Origin of the sequence: Verrucosispora sp. FIM060022, assembly GCF_003977705.1 — a bacterium.
Taxonomy (GTDB): domain Bacteria; phylum Actinomycetota; class Actinomycetes; order Mycobacteriales; family Micromonosporaceae; genus Micromonospora; species Micromonospora gifhornensis.
Genome location: NZ_RQIV01000009.1, coordinates 147,110 through 163,598 on the forward strand (window position 1 = coordinate 147,110; position 16,489 = coordinate 163,598).

At 69.7% G+C, this 16,489-nt stretch carries 16 protein-coding genes; all 16 read left to right on the forward strand.

What is annotated here, in order from left to right:
• Nucleotides 1-172: 172 nt before the first annotated feature.
• The 16 genes from mqnC to nuoK all read left to right on the forward strand — a co-directional run bounded on the left by mqnC (nt 173) and on the right by nuoK (nt 16,482).
• On the forward strand, nt 173-1,363 hold the full coding sequence (mqnC, locus tag EG812_RS22630; protein ID WP_126712691.1) for a cyclic dehypoxanthinyl futalosine synthase: 1,191 nt from the start codon (nt 173-175) through the stop codon (nt 1,361-1,363).
• A gap of 291 nt (nt 1,364-1,654) precedes the next feature.
• Nucleotides 1,655-2,842: a COG1361 family protein gene (locus EG812_RS22635; RefSeq protein WP_126712692.1), complete on the forward strand. Its 1,188-nt coding sequence runs from the start codon at nt 1,655-1,657 to the stop codon at nt 2,840-2,842.
• Between the two features lie 175 nt (nt 2,843-3,017).
• Nucleotides 3,018-3,728, forward strand: coding sequence for a demethylmenaquinone methyltransferase (locus EG812_RS22640; RefSeq protein WP_126712693.1), 711 nt, complete (start codon nt 3,018-3,020; stop codon nt 3,726-3,728).
• Nucleotides 3,729-3,788: 60 nt separating this feature from the next.
• Entirely contained in the window at nt 3,789-4,001 is a 213-nt protein-coding gene (locus tag EG812_RS22645) for a hypothetical protein (protein WP_043719359.1), read from the forward strand.
• Nucleotides 4,002-4,094: 93 nt separating this feature from the next.
• Nucleotides 4,095-5,369, forward strand: coding sequence for a geranylgeranyl reductase family protein (locus EG812_RS22650; protein WP_126712694.1), 1,275 nt, complete (start codon nt 4,095-4,097; stop codon nt 5,367-5,369).
• Nucleotides 5,370-5,466: 97 nt separating this feature from the next.
• On the forward strand, nt 5,467-5,832 hold the full coding sequence (locus EG812_RS22655) for an NADH-quinone oxidoreductase subunit A (protein ID WP_013731018.1): 366 nt from the start codon (nt 5,467-5,469) through the stop codon (nt 5,830-5,832).
• A 13-nt stretch (nt 5,833-5,845) separates the two neighbouring features.
• On the forward strand, nt 5,846-6,523 hold the full coding sequence (locus EG812_RS22660; RefSeq protein WP_013731019.1) for a NuoB/complex I 20 kDa subunit family protein: 678 nt from the start codon (nt 5,846-5,848) through the stop codon (nt 6,521-6,523).
• On the forward strand, nt 6,520-7,251 hold the full coding sequence (locus EG812_RS22665; RefSeq protein WP_013731020.1) for an NADH-quinone oxidoreductase subunit C: 732 nt from the start codon (nt 6,520-6,522) through the stop codon (nt 7,249-7,251). The genes EG812_RS22660 and EG812_RS22665 overlap by 4 nt, the downstream gene beginning before the upstream one ends.
• Complete coding sequence (locus EG812_RS22670) at nt 7,248-8,573, forward strand: NADH-quinone oxidoreductase subunit D (RefSeq protein ID WP_013731021.1); 1,326 nt, start codon at nt 7,248-7,250, stop codon at nt 8,571-8,573. The genes EG812_RS22665 and EG812_RS22670 overlap by 4 nt, the downstream gene beginning before the upstream one ends.
• Nucleotides 8,570-9,607 (forward strand): NADH-quinone oxidoreductase subunit NuoE, encoded by a 1,038-nt coding sequence (gene nuoE / locus EG812_RS22675; RefSeq protein ID WP_013731022.1) that lies wholly within the window; start codon nt 8,570-8,572, stop codon nt 9,605-9,607. Before EG812_RS22670 ends, nuoE begins: the two co-directional genes overlap by 4 nt.
• Entirely contained in the window at nt 9,604-10,920 is a 1,317-nt protein-coding gene (gene nuoF / locus EG812_RS22680; RefSeq protein WP_013731023.1) for an NADH-quinone oxidoreductase subunit NuoF, read from the forward strand. The genes nuoE and nuoF overlap by 4 nt, the downstream gene beginning before the upstream one ends.
• Nucleotides 10,920-13,415, forward strand: coding sequence for an NADH-quinone oxidoreductase subunit G (locus EG812_RS22685; protein ID WP_126712695.1), 2,496 nt, complete (start codon nt 10,920-10,922; stop codon nt 13,413-13,415). The genes nuoF and EG812_RS22685 overlap by 1 nt, the downstream gene beginning before the upstream one ends.
• Nucleotides 13,412-14,758, forward strand: coding sequence for an NADH-quinone oxidoreductase subunit NuoH (nuoH, locus tag EG812_RS22690; RefSeq protein ID WP_013731025.1), 1,347 nt, complete (start codon nt 13,412-13,414; stop codon nt 14,756-14,758). The genes EG812_RS22685 and nuoH overlap by 4 nt, the downstream gene beginning before the upstream one ends.
• 1 nt (nt 14,759) lies before the next feature.
• Nucleotides 14,760-15,401, forward strand: coding sequence for an NADH-quinone oxidoreductase subunit NuoI (gene nuoI, locus EG812_RS22695; RefSeq protein WP_013731026.1), 642 nt, complete (start codon nt 14,760-14,762; stop codon nt 15,399-15,401).
• Nucleotides 15,398-16,168, forward strand: coding sequence for an NADH-quinone oxidoreductase subunit J (locus EG812_RS22700; RefSeq protein ID WP_013731027.1), 771 nt, complete (start codon nt 15,398-15,400; stop codon nt 16,166-16,168). The genes nuoI and EG812_RS22700 overlap by 4 nt, the downstream gene beginning before the upstream one ends.
• On the forward strand, nt 16,165-16,482 hold the full coding sequence (gene nuoK, locus EG812_RS22705) for an NADH-quinone oxidoreductase subunit NuoK (protein ID WP_013731028.1): 318 nt from the start codon (nt 16,165-16,167) through the stop codon (nt 16,480-16,482). Before EG812_RS22700 ends, nuoK begins: the two co-directional genes overlap by 4 nt.
• Nucleotides 16,483-16,489 lie beyond the last annotated feature (7 nt).

Below are 16,489 nucleotides of genomic sequence, written 5' to 3' on the forward strand. Positions count from 1 at the left end.
GGCTGCGGTGATCAACTCCGTTTCGGCGAAACGGTGGTTTCGCACCGGAGGCATGCCGCCCTCTCGGCGAAACGGCGCGCGCAGCGTGGCGCGCAGGATCGACGAGGGGAGTGCGTCACAGGTGGGGTGCGCCCCCCGGCCGTGCCGGGGGGCGCGGCGTAGGCTCGGGAGCGTGACGGAGAGCCGGGAGATCGACGACATCCTGCAGCGTGGCGCGGACGGCGGGCGGATCACGCCCGAGGAGGCCCTGCTGCTCTACACCGATGCGCCCTTCCACGCCCTCGGTGAGGCGGCGGACGCGGTGCGCCGGCGGCGCTACCCGGACAACATCGTCACGTACCTGATCGACCGCAACATCAACTACACGAACGTCTGTGTGACGGCGTGCAAGTTCTGTGCCTTCTACCGGGCGCCGAAGCACAAGGAAGGGTGGACCCACCCGACCGAGGAGATCCTGCGGCGCTGCGGCGAGGCCGTCGAGTTGGGCGCCACCCAGGTCATGCTCCAGGGCGGCCACCACCCGGACTACGGCGTGGAGTACTACGAGGAGCTGTTCTCCTCGGTCAAGAAGGCGTACCCGCAGCTCGCCATCCACTCGATCGGGCCGAGCGAGATCCTGCACATGGCAAAGGTGTCCGGGGTGAGCCTGGACGAGGCCATCGCCCGGATCAAGGCCGCCGGGCTGGACTCGATCGCCGGTGCCGGTGCCGAGATGCTGCCCGCGCGACCCCGCAAGGCGATCGCCCCGCTGAAGGAGTCGGGCGAGCGTTGGCTGGAGGTCATGGAGCTGGCCCACCGGCAGGGCGTCGAGTCGACCGCGACGATGATGATGGGCACCGGCGAGACCGCCGCCGAGCGGATCGAGCACCTGCGGATGATCCGCGACGTGCAGGACCGTACGCAGGGTTTCCGGGCCTTCATCCCGTGGACGTACCAGCCTGAGAACAACCACCTCAAGGGCCGCACGCAGGCCACCACCCTGGAGTACCTGCGGCTGGTGGCGGTGGCCCGGCTCTTCTTCGAGACCGTGCCGCACCTGCAGGCGTCCTGGCTGACCACCGGCAAGGACGTCGGCCAGCTCGCGCTGCACATGGGGGTCGACGACCTCGGCTCGATCATGCTGGAGGAGAACGTCATCTCCTCGGCCGGCGCGCGGCACCGGTCGAACCTGCACGAGCTGATCGGGATGATCCGCTCCGCCGACCGGATTCCGGCCCAGCGGGACACCCTCTACAACCGCCTGGCCGTGCACCGGACGCCCGCCGACGATCCGACCGACGAGCGGGTGGTGTCCCACTTCTCCTCGATCGCGTTGCCCGGCGGCGGTGCGGGTCGTTCGCTGCCGTTGGTCGAGGCGAACTGACCCTCCGCACTGACGGTCGGTGGTGGCGTCATGACCATGGGTCGTGTGTGCGCGGCCCGTGTTCATGGGCCGATCGGGCCACTGTGCCCATCTGTCCGGCCGAATGCGTGAGGCCGTTACGGATTGGCTGCTGATACGGCCGGGTGGCAGCGGTCATCGATTCAGCCGATCCTTAAATAAAGATTAGCTGACCAGTTCCTCCGTGGTGGTGTTGCGGGGTGGCGCGGTTGATCGATGACCGATAACGTCCCCGCCCGTACATTTCCCATACCCCACGGGGGAGACCATTTTATGATCTTCCGTACCCGCCGCGCCGCGAGCCTCGCCGCAGCCGCGCTGCTTGCCTCGAGCGCCGTTGCCGCGTTCGGCGCGCCGGCACACGCCGCCGGCACCGAGACGGATTTGGCGGTCACCGCCGCCGGCACCCGGATGACCGACGGCGTCGAAGGCAAGTTCGCCTGGATCAAGGTCGCGAACCAGGGCGAGGGCACCCCGAGCAAGTTGCTCGTCAAGGTCGATGTGTCCAAGGTGGACGACAATAAGATGGTGCTGGTCCCGGTCACCTTTGGTGGGTGCGACATCACCGGCGATTCCAAGCTCGAACTGTTCACCTGCGAGCTGGACAAGGACGAGATCCCCGGGCCGGGTGAGACGACCGAGGTGCTGGTCTTCCTGGTCAAGATGGACGCCGACGTCACCGGACCGTACACCGCGCCGGTGACCATCAGCATCGAGTCCGCCGACGACACCGACGACAGCAACAACAGCATCGACGTCGATGTCGAGTTGACCCCGGAGAGCGGCGTCGACCTCGGCGTGGTCGTGCCGGACGTGAAGACCCGCTTCGACCTCGACACGCTCGAGGAGAAGGGTCCGCTGCGGCCCGGTGACACCACCCTGGTCGGGAGCCTGGTCATGAACCAGGGAGACCAGACGGCCAAGGGCCTCAGGCTGACCTACCAGTTGCCGAAGGGCGCGACGTTCCTCGCGATTGACGGCTGCGAGGCCGACGACGACGGGCGTACCGTGGTCTGTGAGGACAAGAACTACCTGCTCGAGCCGGACAGGTACCTGGAGTTCCCGCTGCCGATCACGGTGGACGAGAGCCTCGAGGCACCGGCCACCCTGAAGGGCGGCTCGCTGGCGGTCACCGCGTTCGGTGCCCTGCCGGTCGACGCGCCGGCCATCCACAAGGGTGCGGCCAAGCCGGCCTTCGCGAGGGCCCAGGTGCGTAAGGTCGAGGAGTCGGACTTCGCCGACCTCGACCCGTCGGACAACACCGACGACTTCGCGGTGATTCTTCCCGCCCCGGCCGGTGGCGGCGGCGGTGGCGGCGGCCTGCCGGTCACCGGTGTGCAGGCCGGTCTGATCGGTGGCGTCGGTGCGGCCGTGGTGGTCGCCGGTGCCGTGCTGTTCCTGCTGTCCCGTCGTCGCCGGGTGGTCCTGGTGACCCCGGGTGACGAGAAGTCCAACGCCTGAGGCACGTCCTCTATCGGCCCGCAGGGGCCGTTCACATAACGCAAGGCAGTCAGGGCGAGATGGGTGACCATCTCGCCCTGACTGTGTCCGGAGCGCGTCGCCGGGTGGCGAAGATCGCCGACATCAGGCGACCCTGGCGGTGATCCGGCACCGGTCGGGCTGGCAGAGTGGAGGGGTGAGCCGTTCCCCGCAGGGCCAGCGCGCCAACCTGGACAAGCAGCCGCACGAGGTCGCCGCGATGTTCGACGGCGTGGCGGCCCGCTATGACCTGACCAACACCGTCCTCTCCTTCGGCCAGGACCGGTTCTGGCGGCGGGCCACCCGGTCCGCGCTCGAACTGCGCCCCGGTGACCGGGTGCTCGACGTCGGCGCGGGCACCGGTGTCTCCACCGAGGAACTGGCCCACTCCGGGGCGTACGCGGTCGGCGCCGATCTGTCCCTCGGCATGCTGTACGCGGGCAAGCGCACCCGGCCGCAGGTGCCGTTGCTGGCCGGGGACGCGCTGCGGCTGCCGTTCGCCGACGCCAGCTTCGACGCGGTGACCATCTCCTTCGCCCTGCGCAACGTCAACGACACCGACGCCGCGCTGCGCGAACTGGCGCGGGTGACCCGTCCGGGTGGCCGGTTGGTGGTCTGCGAGTTCAGTACGCCGGTCAACCCGGCCTTCCGTACGGTCTACCTGTCGTACCTGATGCGGTCGCTGCCCGCGGTGGCGCGGTCCGTCTCCAGCAACCCCGACGCGTACGTCTACCTCGCCGAGTCGATCCGGGCCTGGCCCGATCAGGCGGCCCTGGCCGCCCGGGTGCAGGCGGCCGGCTGGGGTCGGGTGGCCTGGCGCAACCTGACCGGTGGTGTGGTGGCCCTGCATCGCGGCATTCGGCAATGATTGGCGATATTTAGGGGAAAATCGGTCATTCGGCCTGATTTGCGGCTTACGCTGGCCGGCATGACGGATCCGAGGGATGTCGCCGACGGCGACGCCGCCGAGTTGGTGGAGCAGTTGCGGGATCTGGCCGGCGCGGATCCGGCGGAGGTGCGGCAGGTGGTGTCCGAGGTGCTGGCGGCCCTGGACCGGGCGGCGGGAGGTGCCCTGCGCGAGCACCTGCCGGAGACGATCCGGGCTGGTCTCGACGCGTCCAGCCCGGTTCCGCGAGGTTAGGTAGCCCTAACAAACCGAGCGTACGGCCACAGTCCTAGACTCGTCTCGGCTGGCTTGTGAAGCATTTCACGAGCACGCGGGGAGGAGGCGCAAATGACTGCGGTGGAGAACGACGCCGACGTGATCGTCGTGGGCGCCGGTCCCGGTGGCTCGGCGACCGCTTACCACCTGGCTCGGCACGGCGTACGCGTGCTGCTGCTGGAGAAGACCGAGTTCCCTCGGGAGAAGGTCTGCGGTGATGGGCTGACCCCCCGCGCGGTGCGCCAACTGATCCGCATGGGCGTCGACACCTCGACCGAGGCCGGCTGGTTGCACAACCGGGGCCTGCGGGTCATCGGTGGTGGCGTCCGGCTGGAACTCGACTGGCCGGATCTGGCCAGCTTCCCGAACTACGGCCTGGTGCGGACCCGCCTCGACTTCGACGACCTGCTCGCCCAGCGGGCGGTCTCCGCCGGTGCCGACCTGCGCACCAGCGTCAACGTCATCGGCCCGGTCCTCGACGGCAACGGCCGGGTGGTCGGCGTCGAGGCCGAGACCGGCCCGGACAAGGTCCCCGCCACCTTCCACGCGCCGCTGGTGGTCGCCGCCGACGGCGTCTCCGGTCGGTTCCCTCTCGCGCTGGGACTGGCCAAGCGCGAGGACCGTCCGATCGGCGTGGCGGTGCGCCGCTACTACCGCTCCGAGGTCCGGCACGACGACGACTACCTGGAGTCGTGGCTGGAACTGCGGGCCAAGGGCACCGGCGAACTGCTGCCCGGGTACGGCTGGATCTTCGGCCTCGGTGACGGCCGGGTCAACGTCGGGCTCGGCATCCTGAACTCCTCCTCGGCCTTCGGCAAGACCAACTACCGACGGCTGCTCACCGACTGGTTGGCCAACACCCCGCCGGAGTGGGGCATGACCGACGAGGCGAACGCCGAAGGGCCGACCCTCGGCGCGGCGCTGCCGATGGGCTTCAACCGGGTGCCGCACTACACCCGTGGCGTCATGCTTGTCGGCGACTCCGGCGGCATGGTCAACCCCTTCAACGGCGAAGGCATCGCGTACGCGATGGAGTCCGGCGAACTGGCCGCGGAGGTCGCGGCGCAGGCGCTGGCCCGACCCGCCGGTGCCGAGCGGGAGCGGGCCCTGATGGCCTACCCGCAGGAGCTCAAGACGCGCTTCGGCGGCTACTACCGGCTCGGCGGGATCTTCGTGAAGCTGATCGGCCGACCGGAGGTCATGCGGGTGGCGACGAAGCACGGCATGCCGCACCCGACGCTGATGCGCTTCGTGCTCAAGCTGCTGGCCAACCTCACCGACCCCCGGGGCGGTGACGCGATGGACCGGGTGATCAATGCGATGACCCGGGTCGCGCCAGCGGTCTAGGACGCAAGGCCACCCCGCCGAAGGTCGTCGGGTGGGATGTGAATAGTGTGAATTTCGCCAACGAACGAGGGCAGGGAAGGACGAGCAGGAGAAGAATATGTCGCTCTCGCCTTACGTACCCATCATCGGGCTGTTCGCCCTTGCCGCGGCCTTCGCGCTGTTCTCGACGGTCGCCACCCGGTTCACCGGGCCTCGGCGCTACAACCGAGCAAAGCTCGAAGCCTACGAGTGTGGAATCGAGCCTAGCCCGCAGCCGATCGGTGGCAGCCGCTTTCCGGTCAAGTTCTATCTGACGGCGATGCTGTTCATCGTCTTCGATGTGGAAATGATCTTCCTTTACCCGTGGGCCGTCTCTTTCGACGCCCTGCCGGTGTTCGGGCTCGTGGCCATGTTCGTGTTCATCGGTGCGGTCTTCGTCGCGTACGCCTACGAGTGGCGTCGCGGCGGCCTGGACTGGGACTGAGGGAGGAACCCAGATGGGTATCGAGGAAAAACTTCCCGCCGGTGTCCTGCTCACCTCGGTGGAGAAGCTGGTCAACTGGTCGCGCAAGTCCTCGGTCTGGGGCGCCACGTTCGGCCTGGCCTGCTGCGCGATCGAGATGATGGCCGCCGGTGGGCCGCACTACGACATGGGCCGCTGGGGCATGGAGGTCTTCCGGGCCTCGCCCCGCCAGGCCGACCTGATGATCGTCGCGGGCCGGGTCAGCCAGAAGATGGCCCCGGTGCTGCGCCAGATCTACGACCAGATGGCCGAGCCCCGCTGGGTGCTCTCCATGGGCGTCTGCGCCAGCAGCGGCGGCATGTTCAACAACTACGCCATCGTGCAGGGCGTCGACCACGTCGTACCGGTCGACATGTACCTGCCCGGCTGCCCGCCCCGGCCGGAGATGCTCATCGACGCGATCCTCAAGCTGCGCGAGAAGATCGGCCACGAGCCGCTCGGGGCGAACGGTCGCAAGATGCTGGCCGCCCGCGAGGCACGCGGTGACGTGCCGGTGGTGCCGTACGGCTCGATGCCGTCGTCGTACCGCAGCGACAAGGCCCGGCGGGCCGAGTGGACGAAGGCCGTCCGCGAGGGCCGCGAGGAGCAGCTGCGGATCGAGAACTGGATGAAGGCCCAGAACCACCTCCAGCCGTACCGGGGGATCAAGTGACTGACTCCAAGCCGAGCACCGGCGGCGTACCGGTTCCGGTGACGCCGGCCGGGGCGACCAGTGGCGCTCCCGCCGAGCTTCCTCCGTCGGCGCCGGCCGGCCGGGGCATGTTCGGCAACCAGGGCAGCGGTGACGTCTCCGGTTTCGGTGGCCTGGTCCGGCCACAGCGCACCATCGAGGACTCGCCCCGGCCGTACGGTGGCTACTTCGACGAGGTCCGCGACGCGCTGGAGGAGGCGTACCCGGCCTTCGGCGAGGCGATCGAGCACGTGGTGGTCGACCGCGGCGAGCTGACCCTGCACATCCGGCCGGAGCGCATCGCCGAGGTCTGCCAGGTGATGCGGGACGACCCGGCGCTGCGTTTCGAGCTCTGCTCCTCGGTCTCCGGGGTGGACTACCTCGGTGCCGACGCCCGCCGGCTGCACGTGGTCTACCAGCTGACCTCGATGACCTACCGGCGGCGGGTCCGGTTGGAGGTCGCCGTCTCCGTCGAGGAGCCGCACCTGCCGAGCGTCACCGCCGTCTACCCGACGGCCGACTGGCAGGAGCGGGAGGCGTACGACATGTTCGGCGTCATCTTCGACGGCCACCCGGCGCTGACCCGGATCCTCATGCCGGACGACTGGGAGGGTCACCCGCAGCGTAAGGACTACCCCCTCGGCGGTGTGCCCGTGGAGTACAAGGGCGCCGAGATCCCGCCGCCCGACAAGCGGAGGTCGTACCAGTGAGCGCTTCCAACTACGCCACCGAACGCGAGACCACCGAGGGTCGCGTCTTCAACGTCACCGGCGGGGACTGGGACGACGTGGTGTCGGGGGTCGACCCGATCAACGAGGGTCGCATCGTCGTCAACATGGGTCCGCAGCACCCGTCCACGCACGGCGTGCTCCGGCTGGTCCTGGAGCTGGAGGGCGAGACGGTCCGGGAGGCCCGCTCGGTCGTCGGCTACCTGCACACCGGCATCGAGAAGAACCTCGAGTACCGCAACTGGGTCCAGGGTTCGACCTTCGTGACCCGGATGGACTACCTCTCGCCGATCTTCAACGAGACGGCGTACGCGCTCGCGGTGGAGAAGCTGCTCGGCATCACCGACGAGGTGACCGAGCGGGCCAACACCATCCGGGTGCTCATGATGGAGCTGAACCGGATCTCCTCGCACCTGGTCTGGGTGGCCACCACGGCCATGGAGCTCGGCGCGATCAACATGATGCTCTACGGCTTCCGGGAGCGCGAGTACATCCTGGAGATCTTCGAGCTGATCACCGGGCTGCGGATGAACCACGCGTACGTCCGGCCGGGCGGTGTCGCCCAGGACGTGCCGGACGAGGCGATCGTCAAGATCCGCGACTTCCTCAAGCTCCTGCCGAAGCGGCTCAAGGAGTATGAGGACCTGCTCTCCGGTCAGCCGATCTGGCTGGAGCGGACGCGCGAGGTCGCGGTGCTCGACGTGACCGGCTGCGTGGCGCTCGGCGTCACCGGTCCGGTGCTGCGTTCCGCCGGCCTGGCCTGGGACCTGCGCAAGACGATGCCGTACTGCGGCTACGAGACGTACGAGTTCGACGTGCCGACGCACGCCGACGGTGACGTCTGGGGCCGCTACCTGGTCCGGATGGCCGAGATGCGCGAGTCGCTCAAGCTCATTGAGCAGGCGGTCGACCGGCTCAAGCCCGGCCCGGTGATGGTGGCCGACAAGAAGATCGCCTGGCCGGCGCAGCTGGCCATCGGCGTCGACGGCATGGGCAACTCGCTGGAGCATGTCGCCAAGATCATGGGGCAGTCGATGGAGTCCCTGATCCACCACTTCAAGCTGGTGACGGAGGGCTTCCGGGTGCCGCCGGGGCAGGTCTACGTGGCGGTCGAGTCGCCCCGTGGCGAGCTGGGCGTGCACGCGGTCTCCGACGGTGGCACCCGGCCGTACCGGGTGCACTACCGGGAGCCGAGTTTCGTCAACCTCCAGGCCCTGCCGGCGATGGCCGAGGGCGGCCTGATCGCCGACGTGATCGCCGGCGGCGCTTCGCTGGACCCCGTGATGGGAGGTTGTGACCGGTGACTACGGTCTTCACCGACGAGACCCGGGCCCGGGCGCGGGAGATCATCGCCCGCTACCCGGCCGACCGGTCGCGTTCGGCCCTGCTGCCCCTGCTGCACCTGGTGCAGTCCGAGGAGGGCTACGTCTCCCCGGCCGGCGTGGCGTTCTGCGCCGAGGTCCTCGGCCTGAACAAGGCCCAGGTCGGCGCGGTCGCCAGCTTCTACACCATGTACAAGCGCCGGCCCACCGGCGACTACCTGGTCAGCGTCTGCACGAACACGATGTGCAACGTGCTCGGTGGCCAGGAGGTCTACGACACCCTCGCCGAGCACCTGGGCGTCGGGCACGACGAGACCACCGAGGACGGCAAGATCACGCTGGAGCACGCCGAGTGCCTGGCGGCCTGCGACTACGGCCCGGTGATGACCGTCAACTACGACTTCTTCGACGGAGTCGACCCGCAGGGTGCGGTGGGCCTGGTCGACGAGCTTCGGGCCGGCAACCGGCCCACGCCGAGCCGGGGCGCCCGCCTCTGCACCCTCAAGGAGATGTCGGTCCAGCTCGCCGGATTCGCCGACGAGCGCGAGGGCGCGGTCGCCGACGGCGTGCCGGGCGAGCCTTCGCTGCGCGGCCTGCGGCTGGCGCAGCAGCACGGCGTGTCGGCGCCGGGCTTCGACCCGAACACCCCGATCCGCAGCAGCAAGGCCGGTGACAAGCCGGCCCCGGCCACCCCGCCGAAGGCGGCACCGACCGGGACCACCGCACCCGACGTGGCGGCTCCCGACCGCAAGTCGCCGCAGCTGCGTACGGCCGAGACCCGCCAGCCGGACGCGAAGACCGCCGTGCCGGACGCTCCCGGTACGAAGGTCCCGACCGACGGTGCGGCACCCGGGCCGCGGGACGCCCAGGCGGCGGAGGCGGCCGGTGTGGCGGCCAACAAGCCGGCCAGCGACGCCAAGCCCGCCGGCGACGACGCCGAGGCGCAGGAGCGCAACCTCAGTGAAGCGGAGTCCACCGGCCGTGGCTCTGCGAACGACAAGGGGGGTCAGAAGTGACCACGCCTCGGCCGGAGACCCTGGCCAAGCTGACGCCGGTGCTGACCAAGCGCTGGCTGTCGCCCGACGCCTGGCAGATCGGCACCTACGAGAAGCTCGACGGCTACGCGGCGCTGCGCAAGGCGCTCAAGGCCCACCCGGACGACCTGATCCAGCTGGTCAAGGACTCCGGGCTGCGGGGCCGCGGCGGCGCGGGCTTCCCGACCGGCCTCAAGTGGGGCTTCATCCCGCAGGGTGACGGCAAGCCGCACTACCTCGTGGTGAACGCCGACGAGGGCGAGCCGGGGACCTGCAAGGACCTGCCGCTGATGACGCACGACCCGCACTCGCTGGTCGAGGGCGTGATCATCGCGTCGTACGCGATCCGGGCCAACCGGGCCTACATCTACATCCGGGGCGAGGCGGTGCACGCCGCGCGTCGGCTGCGCAACGCCGTCGAAGAGGCGAAGGCCAAGGGCTACCTGGGGAAGAACATCCTGGGCAGCGGCTTCGACCTGGAGCTGGTGGTGCACTCCGGCGCCGGGGCGTACATCTGCGGCGAGGAGACGGCGCTGCTGGACTCGCTGGAGGGCTTCCGCGGCCAGCCTCGGCTGCGTCCGCCGTTCCCGGCCACCCACGGCCTGTACGCCAGCCCCACGGTGGTCAACAACGTCGGCACCATCGCCAGCGTGCCGTACATCGTGCTCGGTGGCGCGGACTGGTGGAAGTCCATGGGCACGGAGAAGTCCGCCGGCCCGATGATCTACTCGCTCTCCGGGCGGATCGCCAACCCCGGCCAGTACGAGTGCGGCCTCGGCATCACCCTGCGCGAGCTGATCGAGCTGGCCGGCGGGATGCAGCCGGGGCACAACCTGCGGTTCTGGACCCCGGGTGGCTCGTCGACCCCGCTGCTCACCGCCGAGCACCTGGACGTGCCGCTGGACTTCGAGGGTGTCGCGGCGGCCGGGTCAATCCTCGGCACCACGGCCACCCAGATCTTCTCCGACCAGGACTGCCCGGTCTACGCGACCTACCGGTGGCTGGAGTTCTACCACCACGAGTCGTGCGGCAAGTGCACCCCGTGCCGGGAGGGCAACTACTGGATGGTGCGGGTCTACCGCCGCATCCTGGCCGGTCAGGGCACCCACGACGACCTGGACACCCTGCTCGACACCTGCGACAACATCCTCGGTCGCTCGTTCTGTGGCCTGGGTGACGGTGCCACCAGCTCGGTGACCTCGTCCCTGAAGTACTTCAAGCAGGACTACCTCGACTACATCGAGGGCCGGACTGCGCCGAAGTTGTCCGACAAGCAGTTGGTGGGAGCCCACTAATGACGGACGTAGCGAAGTCGACCGAGACGGTCACCCTCACCATCGACGGTGTCGAGGTCACCGCCCCCAAGGGTGCGCTGCTGATCCGGGTGGCCGAGCAGATCGGCACCGAGATCCCCCGGTTCTGCGACCACCCGCTGCTGGCCCCGGCCGGCGCCTGCCGGCAGTGCCTGGTGGAGGTGGAGGGGCAGCGCAAGCCCGTCGCCTCCTGCACCCAGACGGTGGCCGAGGGCATGGTGGTCCGTACCCAGCTCACCTCCCCGGTCGCCAAGAAGGCGCAGGAGGGGGTCATGGAGCTGCTGCTGCTCAACCACCCGCTCGACTGCCCGATGTGCGACAAGGGTGGCGAGTGCCCGCTGCAGAACCAGGCCATGTCGACCGGGCGCACCGACTCCCGGTTCCACGAGCACAAGCGGGAGTACCCGAAGCCGCTGCCGATCAGCACCCAGGTGCTGCTCGACCGCGAGCGGTGCGTGCTCTGCCAGCGTTGCACCCGGTTCTCCGAGGAGATCGCCGGCGACAAGTTCATCGACCTGATGAACCGCTCCTCCGCCGAGGAGATCAACATCTACCGGGACGAGGCGTACGGTGAGGAGGGCGACGAGGGGGACGTCCCGTTCAACTCGTACTTCTCCGGCAACACCGTGCAGATCTGCCCGGTCGGTGCGCTGACCGGCACCCAGTACCGCTTCCGGGCCCGCCCGTTCGACCTGGTCTCCACCCCCAGCGTCTGTGAGCACTGCTCGGCCGGCTGCGCCCAGCGCACCGACTGGCGGCGCGGCAAGGTGCTGCGCCGGCTGGCCGGCGACGACCCGCAGGTCAACGAGGAGTGGAACTGCGACAAGGGCCGCTGGGGCTTCCAGTACGCCCGGGCCACCGACCGGCTCACCACCCCGCTGGTCCGCGACCAGAGCACCGGTGAGCTGCGGGAGGCTTCCTGGAGCGAGGCGCTGCGCGTCGCCGCCGACGGTCTGCGGGCCGCCCGTGACGGTGGCCAGGGTTCGGCGCTGCTCACCGGCGGCCGGCTGACCGTCGAGGACGCTTACGCGTACGCGAAGTTCGCCCGGGTCGCGCTGCACACCAACGACATTGACTTCCGGGCCCGGCCGGTCTCCCGCGAGGAGGCCGACTTCCTGGCCAGCACGGTCGCCGGCAGCACCGACGTCACCTACGCCGACGTCGAGAAGGCCCCGGCCGTGGTGCTTGTCGGCCTGGAGCCGGAGGAGGAGTGCCCGATCCTCTTCCTGCGCCTGCGCAAGGCGTACCTGAAGAACAAGCTCAAGGTGTACGCGATCGCCCCGTTCGCGACCCGCGGCCTGGAGAAGCTCGGTGCCAAGCTGGCCCGGGTGGTGCCGGGCGAGGAGGCCGGGGTGCTCGCCGAGCACGCGACGGTCGCCGAGGCGCTCAGCGCCGAGGGCGCGATCCTGATCGTCGGCGAGCGACTCGCCAGCGTGCCGGGTGGGCTCTCCGCCGCCGCCGAGGTGGCCGCGCGTACCGGCGCGAAGCTGGCCTGGGTGCCGCGGCGCGCGGGTGACCGTGGCGCGGTGGACACCGGCTGCCTGCCCAACCTGCTGCCCGGCGGGCGTCTGGTCACCGAGCCGGCCGCCCGTGCCGAGCTGGGTGAGGCCTGGGACATCCCGGCCGGGGTGATCCCGAGCCAGGCCGGTCGGGACACCGACGGCATCCTCGCCGCCGCCGCGGCGGGTCAGCTCGGTGCCCTGGTGGTGGCCGGCGTCGACCCGGCCGACCTGGCCGACCCGCGGCTGGCCGAGCAGGCCCTGGACGCGGTGCCGTTCCTGGTCAGCCTGGAGCTGCGGGCCACTGCGGTGACCCGCCGGGCGGACGTCGTCCTGCCGGTCGCGCCGGTGGTCGAGAAGGCCGGCAGCTTCCTGGACTGGGAGGGCCGGCTGCGTCCGTTCGACGCGGTGCTGACCACCGCCGCGATGACCGACGGTCGGGTGCTCGACGCGCTCGCCGCGCAGCTGGACGTGCGGTTGGGCACCGGGGACGTGCTGAGCGTCCGCCGCGAGCTTGGTGGACTGCCGCAGACCAGGACGACCCGGCCCAGCGCCCCGTCGGTCACGCCGACCGCGGTGCCGCAGCCGGGTGCCGGCGAGGCGGTCCTGTCGACCTGGCACCAGCTGATCGACCTGGGCAGCCTCACCGACGGTGACGAGCACCTGGGTGGCACCGCCCGTCCGCCGGTGGTCCGGCTGGGCAAGGGCACCGCCGAGGCGCTCGGTGTCGCCGACGGCGACCCGGTGACGGTGGGCACCGACCGGGGGGCGTTGACCCTCCCGGTGGCGATCACCGAAATGCCGGACGGGGTGGTCTGGCTGCCCACCAACTCGCCCGGTGCGACCGTGCGGCGCAGCCTGGGCGCGACCTCCGGCGCAGTGGTGCGGATTTCCGCGCCCGGCACGGCCGAGTCGGTCGCCGCCGACGCGGCCGGCCGTCCGGGCCCGCTCCTCAACTCCTCCGGGGGTGTCGCATGAACCCGCTCGCTCAGCCACCGTCGCTTACCGACTTCGGCCACGATCCGTGGTGGCTGATCCTCGGCAAGGTCGTCTTTGCCTTCGTCGTCGCGCTGCTCGGCACGCTGCTCGGTGTCTGGTTCGAGCGACGGGTCGTGGGGCGGATGGCGGTGCGGCCCGGCCCGAACCAGCTGGGCCCCTTCGGTCTGCTCCAGACCCTCGCCGACGGCCTGAAGATGGCCTTCAAGGAGGACATCCTCCCGAAGGCCGCCGACAAGGTCATCTACTTCATCGCCCCGGCCATCTCGATGATCTGCGCGGTCACCATGCTGTCGGTGATCCCGTTCGGCCCGATGGTGAGCATCTTCGGCCACCAGACGCCGTTGCAGGTCACCGACGTGTCGGTGTCGGTGCTGGTGGTGCTGGCCCTGTCCTCGATGGCGGTGTACGGCATCGTGCTCGCCGGTTGGGCCTCCGGTTCGACCTACCCGCTGCTCGGTGGTCTGCGTTCCACCGCCCAGCTGATCTCGTACGAGGTGTCGCTGGGCCTGTCCATCGTGGCGGTCTTCATGCTCGCCGGCACGATGTCCACAAGCGAGATCGTGGCCGCACAGGGGCAGGGCGTCACGCTCAACCTGTTCGGCGCCGAGCTTCCCGGCCCGGGCTGGTTCGCACTGCTGCTCTTCCCGAGCTTCGTGGTCTTCCTCATCTCCATCGTCGGCGAGACCAACCGGCCGCCCTTCGACATGCCCGAGGCGGAGTCGGAGCTGGTGGCGGGCTTCATGACCGAGTACAGCTCGCTGAAGTTCGCGCTGATCATGCTCAGCGAGTACGTCGCGATGGTGGCCATGTCGGCGTTCACCGTGACGCTCTTCCTCGGCGGCTGGTACGCGCCGTGGCCGATCAGTATCTGGTCGGGTGCGAACTCCGGTTGGTGGCCGCTGCTCTGGTTCTTCGCCAAGGTCATCCTGCTGGTCTTCGTCTTCGTCTGGCTGCGTGGCACGCTGCCTCGGCTGCGCTACGACCAGCTCATGCGCCTCGGCTGGAAGGTACTCATCCCGGTCAGCCTGGTCTGGATCGTCTTCCTGGCCACCTGGCTCAAGGTGCAGGACTGGGAGCGCAACGACCGGCTTGTGGTGTTCGGCATCCTCGGCGGTATCGCACTGATCGCCGCGCTGTTCTGGCCGAACCGCAAGCCGGAGCAGAAGCCGACCGTCGCCGAGCAGGTCGAGAACCGGCCGCAGGGCAGCTTCCCGCTGCCCCCGATGGATCTTCAGGTACCACCGAGCCCGCGCACCCGGCGCATGGTCGCCGAGCGGGAGCCGGCCAACGCCCCCGCCGGCCAGGACTCTGAGGAGGTGTGACGTGGGCGCGATCACCGGAACGTTCAAGGGCTTCGGGGTCACCTTCTCGCACATGTTCAAGAAGGTCGTCACCACCGACTACCCGTTCACCCCGCCGACGCCGGCCCCCCGCTACCACGGGCGGCACATCCTCAACCGGCACCCGGACGGGCTGGAGAAGTGCATCGGCTGTGAGCTGTGCGCCTGGGCCTGCCCGGCGGACGCGATCTACGTCGAGGGTGGCGACAACACCGACGAGCAGCGGTTCTCGCCGGGTGAGCGGTACGCCAGCGTCTACCAGATCAACTACGCGCGGTGCATCTTCTGCGGACTGTGCATCGAGGCCTGCCCGACCCGCTCGCTGACCATGAGCAACGAGTACGAGCTGGCCCGGGACAACCGGCAGGACCTGATCTTCACCAAGGAGCAGCTGCTCGCGCCCCTGCTGGAAGGGATGGAGCAGCCGCCGCACCCGATGCGCCTGGGTGAGAGCGAGAAGGACTACTACGTCGGCAGCCTGACCAACCCGGGTACCTCGGCCGGGGCCGAGCGTTCGCCGATGGGACCGGGCCGCTACCAGGTGGACGAGCACCCGGGCGTCACGTTCCCCGGTGCCGAGCAGGCCGCCCAGCGAGCCGCGGCGGAAAAGGGAGAGACGGCATGACCACGTCGACGGTGCTCGCCGCCGCGGGGGCGGTCTCCGGCGGGGAGGCGGTGACCTTCTGGATCCTCGCCCCGCTCGCATTGGCCGGCGCGATCGGCATGATCGCGGCGCGTAACGCGGTGCACTCGGCGCTCTGGCTGGTGCTGACCATGCTCAGCCTGGGCGTGTTCTACGTGCTCCAGGCGGGGCCGTTCATCGGCATGGTGCAGATCATCGTCTACACCGGCGCGATCATGATGCTCTTCCTGTTCGTGCTGATGCTTGTCGGCCGGGACGCCTCCGACTCGCTGATCGAGGTACTGCGCGGTCAGCGGATCGCCGCGATCGGGCTCGGCGTCGGCTTCGCCGCCCTGCTCGGCAGCGGCGCCTACCGGGCCACTCAGGGCACCGAGGCGGTCGGCCTGGAGCAGGCCAACGCCGGCGGCAACGTGCAGAGCATCGCCCGGCTGCTCTTCACCGACTACATCTTCGCGTTCGAGCTCACCGCGGCGCTGCTGATCACCGCCACCATCGGCGGCATGATCCTGGCGCACGTCGAGCGGCGCAAGGAGGACCGGCGCGACCAGGTGGCCACCATGAAGGCGCGCTTCGCGCCCGGCAACTACCCCGGCCCGAAGCCCGGCCCGGGTGTCTTCGCCACCTCCTCGTCGGTCGCCACCCCGGCCCGCCTGCCGGACGGGCGACTCAGCGACCGGAGCACGCCGGACATCCTGCCGGTCCGCGAACTGACCGCCGAGGAGACCACCCTGAAGGGCACTGAGAAATGAGTGACTTCTTCTCGGTCGAGCCGAACTACTACCTCGTCCTCGCCGCGGTGCTGTTCACCATCGGCGCGGCCGGGGTGCTGGTCCGGCGCAACGCGATCGTGCTGTTCATGTGTGTCGAGCTGATGCTCAACGCGGCCAACCTGGCGTTGGTCACCTTCAGCCGGATGAACGGTGACCTCAACGGCCAGATCATGGCGTTCTTCGTGATGGTGGTGGCGGCGGCCGAGGTCGTGGTCGGGTTGGCCATCATCATGGCGATCTTCCGCACCCGGCGCTCCGCCAGCGTCGACGACGCCAACCTGCTGAAGTACTAGAGGGGCC